The 15,803-nt window shown below is 55.2% G+C and carries 12 protein-coding genes; 10 read left to right on the top strand and 2 right to left on the bottom strand.

What is annotated here, in order from left to right:
- Positions 1-30: 30 nt before the first annotated feature.
- The 5 genes from purF (at position 31) to J4859_RS00490 (ending at position 5,448) form a co-directional block, all read left to right on the top strand.
- Positions 31-1,539, top strand: a complete 1,509-nt coding sequence (gene purF, locus J4859_RS00470; RefSeq protein ID WP_212331666.1) for an amidophosphoribosyltransferase — start codon at positions 31-33, stop codon at positions 1,537-1,539.
- Positions 1,536-2,600 carry a phosphoribosylformylglycinamidine cyclo-ligase gene (gene purM / locus J4859_RS00475; RefSeq protein ID WP_212331668.1) on the top strand — a complete coding sequence of 355 codons (1,065 nt, stop codon included), beginning with the start codon at positions 1,536-1,538 and terminating at the stop codon, positions 2,598-2,600. The genes purF and purM overlap by 4 nt, the downstream gene beginning before the upstream one ends.
- Positions 2,597-3,232: a phosphoribosylglycinamide formyltransferase gene (purN, locus tag J4859_RS00480; RefSeq protein ID WP_212331670.1), complete on the top strand. Its 636-nt coding sequence runs from the start codon at positions 2,597-2,599 to the stop codon at positions 3,230-3,232. The genes purM and purN overlap by 4 nt, the downstream gene beginning before the upstream one ends.
- A 121-nt stretch (positions 3,233-3,353) precedes the next feature.
- Positions 3,354-4,703: a Mur ligase family protein gene (locus tag J4859_RS00485; RefSeq protein ID WP_212331672.1), complete on the top strand. Its 1,350-nt coding sequence runs from the start codon at positions 3,354-3,356 to the stop codon at positions 4,701-4,703.
- Positions 4,696-5,448 (top strand): type 1 glutamine amidotransferase, encoded by a 753-nt coding sequence (locus J4859_RS00490; protein ID WP_212331674.1) that lies wholly within the window; start codon positions 4,696-4,698, stop codon positions 5,446-5,448. Before J4859_RS00485 ends, J4859_RS00490 begins: the two co-directional genes overlap by 8 nt.
- Before the next feature lie 421 nt (positions 5,449-5,869).
- Here the strand turns inward: J4859_RS00490 and J4859_RS00495 are convergent, their stop codons facing one another.
- Entirely contained in the window at positions 5,870-6,262 is a 393-nt protein-coding gene (locus J4859_RS00495) for a Fic family protein (protein ID WP_212331676.1), read from the bottom strand.
- 1,512 nt (positions 6,263-7,774) lie between these two features.
- Positions 7,775-8,011, bottom strand: coding sequence for a hypothetical protein (locus tag J4859_RS00500; protein ID WP_212331678.1), 237 nt, complete (start codon positions 8,009-8,011; stop codon positions 7,775-7,777).
- Positions 8,012-9,708: 1,697 nt separating this feature from the next.
- Here J4859_RS00500 and J4859_RS00505 point away from each other — a divergent pair.
- From J4859_RS00505 to recR, 5 genes are all read left to right on the top strand, one after another.
- On the top strand, positions 9,709-10,671 hold the full coding sequence (locus J4859_RS00505) for an L-lactate dehydrogenase (protein ID WP_212331680.1): 963 nt from the start codon (positions 9,709-9,711) through the stop codon (positions 10,669-10,671).
- 197 nt (positions 10,672-10,868) lie between these two features.
- A complete protein-coding gene (locus tag J4859_RS00510; protein ID WP_212331683.1) occupies positions 10,869-12,350 on the top strand; it encodes a radical SAM protein in 1,482 nt (493 codons plus the stop codon).
- A 178-nt stretch (positions 12,351-12,528) separates the two neighbouring features.
- Positions 12,529-14,730, top strand: coding sequence for a DNA polymerase III subunit gamma/tau (dnaX, locus tag J4859_RS00515; protein ID WP_212331686.1), 2,202 nt, complete (start codon positions 12,529-12,531; stop codon positions 14,728-14,730).
- Between the two features lie 55 nt (positions 14,731-14,785).
- Positions 14,786-15,103: a YbaB/EbfC family nucleoid-associated protein gene (locus J4859_RS00520; RefSeq protein ID WP_212331689.1), complete on the top strand. Its 318-nt coding sequence runs from the start codon at positions 14,786-14,788 to the stop codon at positions 15,101-15,103.
- Between the two features lie 2 nt (positions 15,104-15,105).
- Positions 15,106-15,717: a recombination mediator RecR gene (gene recR, locus J4859_RS00525; RefSeq protein ID WP_212331692.1), complete on the top strand. Its 612-nt coding sequence runs from the start codon at positions 15,106-15,108 to the stop codon at positions 15,715-15,717.
- Positions 15,718-15,803 lie beyond the last annotated feature (86 nt).

A 15,803-nucleotide genomic window follows, 5' to 3' on the forward strand; every position in this document is an offset into this window, starting at 1 on the left:
TATGGTGGTTGTGACAGATAGGGAGACACGATGGGGGAGAACCCAAACGATATGGACCATCTGTACGAGGAGTGCGGCGTTTTTGGCATCTGGGGACCGAACCGAGACGTTGCCCGCCTCACTGCCTTTGGCCTTCGTGCGCTGCAGCACCGTGGCCAGGAATCTGCCGGCATCGCGGTGGGCAATGGGGAGACTGTCCTAGTCAGAAAAGACCTCGGACTCGTCGATTCTGTCTTTACCGATGCAGACCTCGCAGCCATGCGCGGCAAAGTCGCAATCGGCCATGTGCGCTATGGCACGGCGGGGGCCAAGAGCTGGGAATCGGCACAGCCGCACCTCTCGACCATCGGGACGACGATCATAGCGCTGGCACACAACGGCACCTTGGTGAATACCGATGAGCTGAGGCGCGAGTTGATCGAGCGTAACGTCTTCTTCCGTTCCAATACGGACTCAGAGGTCGCTGCTCAGCTCGTAGGGTACTTTACAACCCAAATGCACCATCTGCGCGAAGGCATCCGCTGTGCAATGCGGATGATCGATGGTGGGTATGCGATCGTTCTGCTCAGGGAGAATGCGCTCTACGCTTTCCGTGACCCCAACGGGATCCGTCCGCTCGTCTTAGGGCTTTTGGGACACGATGACTATGTGGTGGCCTCGGAAACCTGCGCCCTCGATATGGTCGGCGCCAAGTATCTGCGTGATATTGCACCCGGTGAGATCGTCCGCATCTCGGATGATGGGCTGATCTCTGAGAAAGGTGTAAAACCGCGGCAGCAGGCGCGCTGTATCTTTGAAGATGTCTATTTTTCACGCCCGGATTCCTATGTCGACGGCAGCTCAATCTACAGCATGCGCTACGAGATGGGTCGTCAATTGGCGCGGGAGGCTCCGGTGGCTGCAGACATGGTATTCGGTGTCCCTGACAGCGGCCTTCCACCTGCGGAGGGATACGCCCACGAGTTGGGCCTTCCCTACGGGGAAGGCCTGATCAAGAACCGCTACATAGCGCGTACCTTCATTCAGCCGACCCAGGAGCTGCGTCAGCTTGGTGTGCACCTGAAGCTCAATGCGCTGCGTGACAACGTTGCAGGTAAGCGTCTGGTGATGGTCGATGACTCAATCGTGAGGGGCACCACCTCAAAGCAGATCGTCAAGATGCTGCGCGAAGCCGAAGCAAAAGAGATCCATGTGAGGATCGCTGCGCCTGAAGTGAAGTGGCCCTGCTTCTATGGGATCGATACGGGGACCCAGGATCAGCTGATCTCCGCCCGATACAGTGAGGAGCAGGTCTGCAAGTACATCGGGGCAGACTCCCTGCATTTCCTGTCGGTCAAGGGGCTCGTGCACGCGTGCCCTAAAGGGGGATACTGCACCGCGTGCTTCACCGGAGATTATCCGGTATCAATCCCGGATGACTTCTCAAGCGAGCGCTTCCTGACCGGATATCGTCCACACAACCTGACGAAGCCCCCAAGGGGAGCCCGGATGCAGATAGCGGACTTTGTCCATGAATACCATGAGGAGGATAACGCATGACAGCAAATACGCATATCAGTTATGTGGACGCAGGCGTCGATGTCGATGAAGGGGCCCGTGCCGTCGACTTGATCAAAAAGGATGTAGCGCGCACTACCCGCCCTGAAGTCATCGGAGGATTGGGTGGCTTCGGCTCCTGCTTCTCCCTCAAATCCTATAAGTCGATGGATGATCCCGTGCTGGTTTCCGGTACCGACGGAGTCGGCACCAAGTTGGCGATCGCGCAGCTGCTGGACCGCCACGACACCGTCGGCCAGGATCTGGTCGCCATGTGTGTGGACGATATTGTGCCGCTCGGCGCTGAGCCTCTCTTCTTCCTTGATTACATCGCTATCGGTAAGCTCAAGGCAGAGCATGTCGCCCAGATCGTCAAGGGCATCGCTGATGGCTGTGCAATGAGCGGATGCGCCCTGGTCGGTGGTGAGATGGCAGAGCATCCCGGCGTTATGAAGCCCACGGATTACGACGTGGCAGGCTTTGCCGTCGGTATCGTCGACCGCGCCAAGATGTTGGGCCCCGCGCTTGTCCAGGATGGTGACATTATCATCGGTCTTACGAGCTCAGGCATCCACTCCAACGGCTATTCCCTGGTGCGCAAAGTAGCGATTGAGGGGAAGAGCATCGAGGAGCTTGAGCAGCCCGTCGCGGAGCTAGGGGAATCCCTTGCTGACGCGGTGATGAGACCGACGACCATCTACGCAGGCAAACTGGTGGAGGTCCTGCGTGCCGGCGCCCCGATTCACGCGATGGCGCACATCACCGGCGGTGGCATCACGGAAAACCTCAATCGTGCGCTGCCGTCCAACTTGAATGCGCTCGTCAACCGCGGCGGGGAGGCAGGTCCTGATTGGAATGTCCCGCCCATCATCACCTACTGTGTGAAGGCAGCGGGGTTGACCCTCGAAGAGGCCTATAGGACCTTCAACATGGGTGTCGGTATGAGTCTGCTGTGCGCTGAGCGGGACAAAGACAAGGTTATAGACCTCCTCAACAAGGAAGAGCTCCATCCGTTTGTGATGGGGAAGTGCGTCCCGGGCGAAGGCAAGGTGGTGTATCGATGAGCAAAGAGATCAAGCCGATCAAGCTCGGCGTACTGATCAGCGGTAATGGCACCAATCTGCAGGCCATGATCGACAGGATTCAGGAAGGCACGCTCGATGCCACGATCGAGCTTGTCGTCTCCTCCCGCCCCGATGCGAAGGGGCTCAGGCGGGCTGAGAAGGCAGGCATCCAGACGCTGACGCTGGATAAGTCGATCTATGCGAATCCTGAGCAGGCGGACCTCGTGATTGCCACCGAGCTCAAGCAGCACCACGTAGAGTACGTGGTGATGGCGGGATACATGCGAAAGGTACACGATCCGATTCTTGCAGCCTTCCCGAACTGCGTCCTCAACATCCATCCGGCGCTTTTGCCGAGCTTTAAGGGCGCTCACGCGATTCAGGACGCCTATGACTATGGCGTCAAGGTGACCGGCGTCACAGTCCATTTTGCCAACAGCGACTATGATTCAGGGTCGATCATCGCGCAGCGGGCTCTGAACGTTGAGGAGGGATGGAGCGTCGATGAGCTGGAGGCGCATATCCATGAGATCGAGCACGAGCTCTATCCTGACGTTATCGAGGCGCTTGCACAGGGTCGTGTGCACCTCGAACCTTCTTCGCGCCGTGTTGTTATCGATCCGATCCAATAAGTAAGCTCAGCCAACCAGCAGATCATGCTACGGTGATGGAGTGCCACGCAAGCATATTCCTGCGGGCCTATACTCTATATGCTGCGATACATCTCCTCTGCTGTGGAGGGAGACACAATACATGAGTCTACGTTCATCGTTTGCAACCGGGGTAGGCAGACTCTGCACCTGGGGGTTGCGTTCCGTTTTTCACCACAATGCGTCCCAATTGCCGGGGCGCGTTGCGCTTTCCGTTGATCCGCAGATAATTGCGGACCTCTCACACAAGCTCCGCTATGGCTCCGTCGTGGTCTGCGGAACGAATGGCAAGACTACCACGACGAATCTGATTGCCAATGCGGCGGAAAAGACAGGGTTTTCGGTCCTCTGCAACCGCGCGGGTGCCAACATGGCGCCGGGCGTCGCTTCTGCGCTGCTTCCGGGTAGCCAGGCCGATTGGGGCATCATCGAGGCTGATGAGCTTTCGACGATCCAGATTCTGCCGCAGCTGAAGCCTAAGTATCTCATCCTGCTCAATCTCTTCCGCGACCAGCTTGACCGGGCCGGTGAGATCGACCGTGTGCAGGATACGATTGTGCGGGCGCTTGCAGCTTCACCTGACACCACGCTTGTAGTAGACGGTGATGATCCGCTCTGCGTCGGTATCGCGACGAGGGCCCACAGAGTGGGGACCAAGGTTATTGCGTTTGGCATCGGGGAGGATCTACACCTTCCGCCGGACCGGGTGCCGGAAGCGCGCTTCTGCCAGGTGTGCGGCGCCCCGCTCAACTATTACTATCGGACCTATGCGCAGCTCGGGGATTTTTACTGCCCCAACGGTGACTTCCAACGACCGAAGCTCGACTATGTGGCGACCGGCGTCAAGGTGGCCTCACAGGGCGTCTCCTTTGACTTCTCGCTGCGTAGCCACCTCAAAACGCGCATTACGGCTACATTCGGTGGCGTCTACATGGTCTACAACCTGCTTGCGGCGGCCACGGCGGCGCACCTTGTAGGCGTTGATCCGAATGTCTTCCAAAAGACGCTGAACACGTACCATCCGGAGAACGGACGGCTTCAGCATTTTGTGGTGGGTGGCAGAGAGGTGATCCTCAATTTGGCGAAGAATCCGACCGGCTTTAACCAGAATATCTCGCTTCTGCAGACGGATACACGTTCCAAAGCAGTCTTCTTTGTGATCAACGACAACTTCAACGACGGCAAAGATATCTCCTGGATTTGGGATGTCGATTTCGAGCGGCTACTCTCAGAGCAGGACCTTAAAGTTTTTGCAGGGGGACACCGGGCAAACGATGTACAGGTGCGGCTGAAGTATGCGGGCATCGATGCTCCGATTTACCAGGACATCAAAGACATCCTGGCGCAGCTGGCGCAGAGTCCCAAGGACCATCCGCTCTATGTGCTGTGCAACTACTCGGCGCTGTGGCCCAAGAAAGCTGAGCTGGAGAAGATGGGAGAGAGACATGAGTAGTACGCAAAAGGGTCTTACGATCTGCCATCTGTATCCGGAGCTTCTCAATCTCTATGGCGATTCAGGCAATATCCTGTGCCTTAAAAAGCGGCTGGAGTGGCGCGGGCTTACCGCGGATATCCGCCAGGTCCATGTAGGGAGTGCCCCTGATTTTACTGGGGTTGACATTGTGTTTATCGGTGGTGGCTCTGACCGCGAACAGCGGATCGTGTGTGATTGGCTGCTGAGGCAACAGCAGGAACTGGAGGCCTATGTCGAGGACGGTGGCGTGCTCGCAGCAGTCTGCGGTGGCTACCAGCTGTTGGGGTCCTCCTATCTGACGGAGAAGGAGAAGGTAGAGGGCCTATCCTTGGTGGACCTCTACACTGATCACGGAGATCCGCGCCTTATCGGCAACATTGTCGTGCAGAGCTCCATCTCCCCTCAGCCGATTGTGGGCTATGAGAACCATGCGGGGAGAACCTACCTCGGTGAGGGCGTGAAGCCCTTAGGTAAGGTACTGTATGGCAACGGCAACGACGGGATCACCGGGCTTGAGGGTGTTGTGTACAAGAATGTCCTCGGTACCTATATCCATGGTCCGTTGCTGCCCAAAAATCCCGGCGTCGCCGACTGGCTGCTCTCCCGGGCACTCGAGCGTAAGTACGGGACAGCGGGGTTGGAGCCGCTCGATGATACAGAAGAGCTAGCTGCCAACAAAGTCATGTACGACCGGCTGATGGCGGGAGACGTCAAAGAGAAGTAACGCAACCGCTCACTTCTGTACGATAAGCGCGCGTGGATGTTTCAGAAAACATCCACGCGCTTTATATCGGGCTATATGGTTCTCATACACTACCGGTCGCTCCCTCTCTCGTCATACAGCACAACAAACACCTCAAGATGGCTTGAGCGTATCAAATGGATGTCAGAACGCCGTTCCCGTACACGGGAAAAGGTCAGCGGCATTTTCAGGATGAAAACAGGCGACTTTACGTGCAAAGGAAAAGGTCGAGAGAGGAATCGGTACCTTATTTATATGCCTGGCCCTGTACATTGCATTTCTTCCTCGCTGCTTCAAGGGTTAGGTCTGAGGAAACAGGTCTGAAATCCCGCCGTCTCGACTCTGATGGCTTGATATCTTGGTCGGTAGCTTAGTCACTTTTCTTAGCTGCTAACTGACTAAGCTATCTCTTTTTGCATTTCTGGTTCTGACTGTTCGACTTGTCCGGTATAGACATTTCCACATATCCCTGCTCCAATGCAGGGTTCAGATAATTCTTCCGGAAGGTCGGTCTGTGTGAAAGTCCAAGCCGACGCATAATTTCCACAGCCGAAAGCTCCTCATCACCGAGAGTGTCCAACAGCTTCCGTATATGAGGATTTATGCCTGGATTCCCGTCTTCCGGATTGCCGACAACCGAAGTCTCTCTCAGCGTATCCAGAATAATCTCCAGCATCAGTTCTACAAAAGCCACACTGTCCGCAGTCTTGCCAGACTTTCCAAGCGCACTATAGAGGATTTGTGGCGTGAAAACCCATGGGACTTCAGTTCGCGGGATGAAACGCTGTCCGATCATGTCTGCCTTAGCTCTCAAGTGTTTGAGGGTTTCGGTGCTGACTTCACCTGTGGTGGCAATGAGCTGTCCACTTGACCAGAACGTATGTTTATGCCAGCAGACATGGCACAACTATGATGTGTGGGCCTCCCATATGTGGAAGGTGGTGAGTGCATACAAAGTACGCACGAACTCGCTTGGGCAGTGGGTGGATCATGTAGTGGATATGGTCTTTATCGGTTTGCATGTGGAGTATTTAGATGGTGTGCTGTAGAGCGATTCTTTAGTGAGAGCTAAGTGATGTTTGTGATCATCACCTAAGCGATGAGTGTCTTCCTTCGCTAGTTGGTGGAAAGGATGAGGTGGCAGCAAAGCAGGTATCTCGAAGGGTTTTTGTGCTCACAGTGACTGTTCAAGGTGGCGCTTCTTGCTCTTAGGTGTCAGTGAATATATTGCATACAGCAAGCTATCGATATTTAGGCAGGTAAGACAAGCATGCAGTATGGAGTGCAAACCAACTACAGCTGCCATCTCAGTGCCAACCACTATCGCAAGTTGAAATGTCTTTGCCTATATGCGAACAACCTCTACAGCAAGGCTTTGTATCAAACAAGGCAGCATCTCTTCATTGCAGGCGGGCTTTTCAGCTGAAAGACCAACTATCATCTGTGCAAAACCAACGATACCTACAAGATGCTGCAAGCCTAAGGGGCCCTACACACGGTAAAGGGTATCGCCTATAGCTTGAAAGCTTCCCCTACACTATTGAGAAGATACAAGAGTGGCAACTACAGCTACTCTCAAGTGTTGATCTCACACTACAGGACAAAGGGCAGCGTGTTTTTGTTGATACTTCCCACGAACGGGTTGTAGAAACTGCCCAAAAGCAGGTAGCTTCTACAGACCTATCCTAGCCATGTCGAACGTTTGGATGGGGCAGTGTATCAAGGGTATCCTCTCTAGGGAAACGATGATTAATGCCCCATAACGTGTTAAAGGGGACCGACCACACGACTTTTTTAGGCCGGAATGCGGGAAAGGCAGGGAAGGATACTCATCCAGCATGTACAGGAGCCGCTATCCTGGCATTTATCCTGCCGCATGCACCGCAAGAAGGCTCCAAGACAGATCAAACGACGCTGGGAGCCGGGAGGTGCAGCCTGCCGGCAGAGATACACATGGCAAGGTTTGCAAGGGCGAGGCAGACTCGAGCATACAGGAGTTCTTCTCTATCCTTCTGTAGCGCTTCCTTAAGGGGTCGAAGCGGCGCTTCACGATGAGGAAGGGATGCTTCTGCCTTTGAGCGGCCGGATGCCTTCCTGGACTCGATGCCTTTTTCGGACAAGAGTGCACAGGCAAGGCCTTCTATGGTCGAAGGCTTTCTTAGCAACGCTTTAGCGCATAGATGAGAGGTGTGGGTCTTTATGCGTCCTTAAGGGCGCTTCGCTATACCTATATAGCCTAAAGTCTGCGCAGCAAAACCTATCATCTTCCCTTACGAGTGTGTGTGCCACAGGATATGTCGGATACATTCTAGGCGATCGTCTCCACACCATGCACAAGGCCACCTGCGGCATCCACGCCGATATGCGCCTTGTATCCGATACGCCAGACTCCCCCTTTCTTGGACTGATGCGCTTTAAGGGTCGCGCGCATGGTCCTTGTTCTTCGTTTAAGCTTTAGGGCCCAGGTGAAGGTCACATCCACCATGGAGCCGCCTTGCACCGTGATCCCTGCCTTCTTAAGTTCTAAGTTCAGGTCGTGAAGCACAAGCTTTACCGAACTCCTCTCGCTTTAAGGCTATGGCGCATCTTCGCAAGTGTCGTTGCATCTGGCACCTGCGCTTGCATGAGGTCTACGTGCACAGAAGCGCTACCAGGACCGACAATCCAGGATAGCATCTTTAAGTTCCCTCGTCTTAAGAGAGCAAACATGACCTAAAGCAGGCTACATCCAAAGCATCGTCTTTGCAGCGCGCACATGCCTGCCACGCGCCTGTCAGTGGTAGCTGGTATCTACCAGTGCAATCCAGCTGTCCCACACAACGATTACATCCATTTGCTCCAGGAATGCCTCCCGCCGGGTCTTCTTCCTAAGACCTTAGGATTTAAGGTCCCCAAAGCTCATCTGGCTGCTCATATCTTCCTTTTGGATATGCTGGAATACGTTGCTGTAATTATAACATATCCGCAGGCAGATAGGCATCTATGTGGGTATGGGCACTGTGTGGTTCGAGACATTTTGAGCCGATGTCATACAGCGTGCGGCTCCAGCTACCTCATCGAGGCGAATTAATCATCGTTTCCCTAAACAGCCAGCAGCTGCTTTCAAAATCCAATATGTGCTTAAAGCCCGACAACCCCTTAGCTTGAATGAGTGCTGTGTTATGGAAGTAGATATAGAAGCTGACAATCTCGCCGCGCGGCTCACCCCAGAGCATGGGCGCTTGGTTGGCAGGCGATAGCTCAAGTCAGCTAACCACTATTGCAACAGGCACTTGGCGTATCTGAAAAGCCGACTAGACACAGACAAGTTCCGACAGGTAGCCGACAAAGGGAGTCGGCGTGTGCAAGACTGCATGCTCAAAGCGCCACGCACCATCGCCAACCTGTTCATAGAGAAGAACACAGACACACTGATTGTTGGATCCACCATGGGATGCAAGCAGGGAGCAGCTACGGCAGAAAGAATGGTCAAGCGTTCATACAGATTCCCTGTAGGCTGTCCAAACGCTAGCTTGCATACCGATACATACAGCAGAGAGAGACCTACACGTCCAAAGCATCCTATATGGGTGGGGATCGAATACAAGCCCGCTGACAAGTAAGCACACCTTTTCTTAGGCAAGCACATCTGAGACGGCCTATAGCGAACCCAAAGGTAGCATCTTGGTGAGTGCAGATATCAACGCTGCCGCAAACATTGCATACAAGCAAAAGCCAGCAGAGCGGCAACTGTGTAGAGGTGTTGTGGCAACACCCCAGCAAATTCACGTCGATTAAGACATGGGTCACACCGAAATCCCGTAAACTGTAGTTGACGGGAATGCCAAAGCGGTAATGGATCGGAGTGCCCATCCCGACAATGGAGGCAAGCGTGCCGCCGGATTCCTACAGCGTGGAGGTAAAACTCTCTTCGATGGAAGCCTATTTGCGTTTGAGCTGTATGGGATAGGGGACGGCAAGCCATTCGCAGTTTCCGCAGCAGCGGTCAAGCGAGCAGGTGTAGGTCTTGTATCCCATGGGAAAGCTCCTTTGGTACTTGGCGTGTAACCTTAGCGCCTCTCTGTCGTTAACCCTCTGAAAGAGAGGGATTGCGCCTATCATGTGCGCAAACTATCACTACACTATATAAGAAGAGGTGTACGAAGTGCGCAATGCTGCCCTAGCGTTGGGCTTAAAACCTTGTGCGGACTTTCTTCGTGAAAAGGACGTAGCGCCAGTGGTGGAGAAGAGAAAAGAGCGAACATGAGCATTACCAAGGTCGGAATCATCGGCGTAAACCACGTGGGAGAGCATGTCGCAAATGCCCTTCTGGCTCAGGGGCTCGTATCTGAGCTGTATCTGTGTGACAAAGAGGGAAACGACAGGTTCTGCAAGGCGCAGGTCAATGACCTTCAGGACGCAATGGCCTTCTATCCGCACTCCGCAAAGGTGTTTGAGTGTGATGACCACTATGAGGAGCTGGCGGACTGTGACGTTATCGTCAACGCCGCCGGCCACATTGCCGCAGCCCGCAACGGCCGCGACGGTGAGCTGAAAGTGACTACCGACGAGGTGAAAACCTTTGCCAAGCGCGTTATGGATGCCAGCTTTAAAGGCGTCTGGGTCAGCGTTGCAAACCCGAATGATGTGGTGGCTGAGGCCCTGTGGCAGGAGAGCGGCCACTACGACTGGCACAAGGTGATCGGCTCCGGCACGACGCTGGATTCCCTGCGTCTGCGCCACGCGATCTCCGCAACCACGGGCTACGGTCCCTCAAGCATCAATGCCTGGATGCTCGGTGAGCACGGCCTGGGTGAGTTTGCCTGCTGGAGCCATGTGAGCTTGGGGTGCCTGAGACCTGATGAGGTTGAGAAGCAGGCCGACATTACGCTCGACAGGGAGGATCTGGAAGAGCAGGCCCGTCGCGGTGGCTATGTCACAATCAGCGGCAAGGGCTGCACCGAGTACTCAATCGCCAATAGCACCACTGAGATTGTAAAGGCGATCCTCAACGATACCAAACTGATCACCCCGGTCTCCACTCGCATTGAGGATGTCTATGGGGAGAGCGGCGTCTGGGCGTCGCTGCCGACCGTGATCGGAAAGAGCGGTGTCGAGAAGATCTTCGTGCCGACCTTTGACAGTGAGGAAGAGGAGAAGTGGCACAAGGCCTGTGCCCATATCCGTGAGAATGTTGAGAAATTGGGGTGGCTGAAGACATTTTAAGGTGTGCCTGCGCAGAGCTTAGATGTGTGGGTATACTTAAAATTTGAACTTGCGTCAAAAATCTGTTGTGAATATGGAGTTAGGTATTTCATACGCACAAAGGGAGTAAAGTACATAGTCAGAAAATTGAATCAGCGTCAAAAATATTTTTTCTAAAAAGTATGGCTGATTCTGCGCAAGTAAAAAGGAGAGTGGAAATGCAATCTAAGCTAGCGCATACCGCAGAGCGAAAAGCTTTCAGCTTCGCTTTGGATCAAGCCATCAAGAGTGTTTCAGGACCTGATCGTGACAAAAAGATCGACTCCTTTATCAATATGGCTGCCAAGCTTCTGAAAGACACGAACCCAGGCGCTACCCGTGGCATGAAGGCAGCACTGTACCCGGGATCCAAGTGGGAGAAGTTCCTGTTCGACATTATCGACAACACCAACCCCCACGTGCTCCACACCGCAATCCTGAATGGTGGCTATGAGGCGGCGTTCCGCGGCCTGCGCAACACCACCGAAAATGCTAATAAATACCAGTGCAACGTGCCTTGGATCGTCCTGTTCGACCCGACGAGCGCCTGCAACAAGCACTGCATCGGCTGCTGGGCTGCTGACTATGGACATCAGCTCAACCTGACCTACGACGAGATGGACAAGCTTCTGAGCGAGGCTGAGGCACTCGGCACCCACCTCTTCATGCTCACCGGTGGTGAGCCGTTGGTCCGCAAGGCAGATATCTTGAAGCTTGCCGAGAAGCACAACACCTCGCTCTTCAACATCTTCACGAACGCATCGCTCATCGACGATAAGTTCTGCCAGAAAGTGCAGGAGCTCGGCAACATCGTCTTCTCCGTCTCCATCGAGTCCTATGAGCCGACGGTCAACGATGCACGCCGTGGCAAGGGTTCCTTCCAGGAGGTTATGGACGCCTTCGATCTGATGCACAAGTACGGCCTGCTCTATGGCACCTCTACCTGCTACACTCGTGAGAATGTCGAGCGCGTCAGCTCCGATGAGTTCATCGATCTTCTGATCAGCAAGGGCTGCCGCTATGCCTGGTACTTCCACTACATGCCCGTCGGCGACGGCGCCAATGCTGACTTGATGCCGACCGTCGAGCAGCGTGAGTACATGCTGCACCGCATCCGTGAGATCCGCGGCGTCACCGGCGGCAAGCCGATCTTCGCGATGGACTTCCAGAACGACGGTGAGTACGTTGCTGGCTGCATCGCAGGAGGCCGTGCGTACTGCCATGTCAACGCCCGTGGCGATGTGGAGCCGTGTGTCTTCATCCACTACTCTAACGCCAACATCCGTGATATGAGCTGGCTTGACTGCCTGCATCAGCCGGTCTTCCAGGAGTACCGCAAGTACTATCCGTGGAACGACAACATGCTGCAGCCGTGCCCAATGCTCGAGAACCCCTACCTGCTCCCGAAGTTCGTCAAGGAGTCCGGCGCACACAACTCCGATTACGCTGCACCTGAGTCCGCTGACGATCTGTGCAAGCGTACCGCACCGTATGCAAAGGCCTGGGCGCCGAAGGCTAAGGAGCTCTGGCTTGAGGAGCATCCGACGGGCAAGAAGGTCTACGCTGACGCAATGAGCGTCAAGGGCGTCGACGTGAAGGCTAGACTCATCGCTGAGGAGGATGCTGAGTCAGAGAAGGAAACAGAGAAAGCTGTCAAATAGCCTTACCATCCGGTAATACCTGTGTGTGAAGGAGCATGTGGAGCGTATCCATGTGCTCCTTTTTGGTTTGTAGAGCGGCCTTGGTAGAGTGGAGCGTCGAAGGTGATAGTTCTTTGTCAGCCTGAGGGCGTATATACTTAAACTCTACCCTTTGAATATTTTTTATATGGGAGTCTAGATGGAGTCACTCTACAGAAAATATCGTCCGTTGACCTTTCAAGATGTTGTGGGGCAACAGCACGTCGTCTCGACCCTCGAGCACGCCGTGCTCGAGGGGAGGGTGACGCACGCCTATCTCTTCTGTGGTCCCCGGGGCACTGGCAAGACGACGATGGCACGAATCGTGGCCAAGGCGCTGCTGTGTGAGAAAGGACCCCGCCAACTCCCCGATGGTACCTGTGAACAGTGTCGCCTCATTGCCGAAGGATGCCATCCCGACGTCTACGAGCTCGATGCGGCAAGCCGTACCGGTGTGGACAATGTGCGCGATGAGATCATCAACCGCGTGAACTTCGCTCCGGTCCAGGGCCACTACAAGGTCTACATTATCGACGAGGTCCATATGCTCACGACCCAGGCCTTCAACGCGCTGCTGAAGACCTTGGAGGAGCCGCCTGAGTATGTGGTCTTTATCCTGTGCACCACCGACCCCCAAAAGATCCCCGCCACGATCCTCTCGCGTGTGCAGCGCTTTGACTTCCATGTGCTTTCGCCTACGGAGATCGAGGATAGGCTTTCCTATGTCTGCAAGCAGGAGCACTTCCAAAGTGATCCTGAAGCCCTAGCACTCATTGCCCAACATGCGCGGGGCGGAATGCGCGATGCTCTGGGCATGCTCGAACAGATCTCGGTCTTCAACGACGACGACATCTCGGTGGAGGCGGTCAAGAGCGCCCTCGGTGAGGTCACGAGCAAAACCCTCGAGAGCGTCGTCACCGCTATCGCCCAACGCGATGTCTCCACGTTGTTTGAGGAGATCGCACATCTTGTGGACGATGGGGAAGACCTCCTACAGTTTGTGCGTGAGCTCGCACGTGTCATCCGTGATATCTATGTCGTGTCACTCGTAGGGATCGATCAGACTGCGGTGTTGGACTCAGCGGTGGATCCAAAGGAACTGGAGCGGGAAGCGAAGCTGTTTGGCTCCTCTGACCGTCTGGCGCGGATCCTTGCAGTCTTGGGCGATGTCTCCAATGAGATGAGGACGGCGACAAACCAGCGCCTCGAGTTGGAGATTGCGATGACAAAGATTGCCCGGCCACAGGGCGATCTGACGCTCGAAGGTCTGGCTGAGCGTGTCGATGAACTGGAAAAAGCAGTTCAGGCGCTCTCGGTTCCAAGAGCGATGCCGCAACGGGCTCCTGAGCCCGTGACCCCACAACCGACAATACCTGTAAGACCAGGTAGCCGTCCGCAGGCGCCACAGCCGCGTCCCCGCCAAACATGTCGGACCTATCGTCAGGACGCAGCGCCGGCACAGCGCCAGGCGGCTCCACAGGCAACAAGCGCTTTGACACCGCATACTACGTCGCGCTCAGATGCAGCCAGACTCCAGCGGGCTTGGAATCAGGTTGTGTCCCGTCTGAGACAGCAGGATGCGGCAAAGGCGACCTTGCTGACGAATGCCCATGCGGTGGCGGATGATGGGCAGACCTTAACGATTGAGTTTCCGCCGGGATCTTCCTTCTCGCTGAACATGCTCACCAGAAAAGATGTCGACTCCGTCGTCCGTCCTACGATCAGTGCGGTCTTTGGCAACAGGGTGCCGCAGTATGTCGAGCAGACCAAAAAGACCTCACAGTCAAAGCCACGTACGCAGCGGGCAGCAAACCCCGTAAGGCAGGCACCACAACCGGTTCAGCCGCCTCAGGCCCCCGCGGCTTCCAAGCCTGCACCGTCGAACAGCCAACCAGATCCTCAGGAGCCTGTACCATACAGCCAACCGGCTCCGCAAGAGCCTACACCGCAACCACGGCCTCAGCCACCGGCACCTGAACCCCAACCTGAGCCAAAACCAGCCCCTGCGCCTGTGAATACTGAAAGCAAACCGCAGGAAGAACAGGCACCGTGGGAGGATGCAGCCGCTGAAGAACCGGTCGACTACGAACCGAGGGACTATGATCAAGCTCCACCGGTCGCAGCAGCCCCTGAGTCGGCTCAGCCTGTTCAGAAGGCGCCCCAACCGCAGCACGTGAGCACGACGGATTATCCGACCCAACATAAGAAACAGGATGTGAAGCCTGGGGTACCTATACAGGAAGCTGATGGAATTCCTCAGGATTTGGCAGATATGCTGGAAAATGTCTTTGGGAAAGGTATCAATGTGGTGATCAAGCCTTCCCCAGACGATACCAAGAAGAACAACGGTAACAACCGGTAAGCCTGCCAGTGAGGGTTGATCCTATTGTGGCAGGCAAGGTAAGGAGCGTGCAACCATGGCACAACTGGACATGAATGAGATTATGAAGCAGGCCCGTCAGATGCAGGAGCAGCTCGCTTCTGCGGAAGATAGCCTCAAGGACAAAGAGGTCACCGCAAGCGCTGGTGGTGGAACCGTGAAAGTCACTGCAACAGGCGACATGAAGATCACCTCCATCACGATCGATCCTGAGGTCCTGAAAGACGGGGAGGTGGAGCTTCTGCAGGATATGATCATGGCGGCAGTTAACGACGCGCTTGCAAGCGCTCAGGAGCTTGCAACGAGTAAATTAGGCGACATCACCGGCGGCCTCAATATCCCGGGAATGTTTTAGCCATGGCAACAGCAGCAGAACATGACGGTCACGCGCTCGCACGGCTTTTGGATGAGCTCGGTAAGCTGCCGGGCATCGGGCCGAAATCGGCGCAGCGCATCGCCTACTTCTTGCTCGAGGAGAGCAAGACCGACGTCGATCGCCTCGCGGATGCGATCCGTGAGGTCAAAGAGGAGGTCCACTTCTGCCCGATCTGCTTTAACTATGCGACCGGCGACACCTGTGCGATCTGTGCGGACCCGACGAGGGACCGCAGCACCATCTGCGTGGTGTCCGAGCCGCGCGATGTGACCGCTATCGAACGTACCGGGAGCTATCACGGCCTGTATCACGTCCTCGGGGGCGTCATCAGCCCGATGGACAAGATCGGGCCTGAACAGCTCCATGTGCGGGAGCTCCTCAAGCGCCTGGCGGACGGCAGCGTCAAGGAAGTCATCCTTGCTATGAGTCCCAATGTCGAGGGGGAGACGACCGCGAGCTATCTGAACCGCACGATCAAGCCCCTGGACCTCACGGTTAGCAGGCTCGCCAGCGGCTTGCCCGTTGGCGGAGACTTGGAGTATGCAGATGAAGTGACCCTTGGCCACGCTATCGAGGAACGCCGTAACATCTGAGATTTCAGGGTTTGTGGACAGACTATTGTTTTCTATATATTGTGGTCAAAGAACACCTGTACCATCGGTTGTGTTTGACGATGGAC

The sequence above is a fragment of the Atopobium sp. oral taxon 416 genome, from assembly GCF_018128285.1.
Lineage (GTDB): Bacteria > Actinomycetota > Coriobacteriia > Coriobacteriales > Atopobiaceae > Olsenella_L.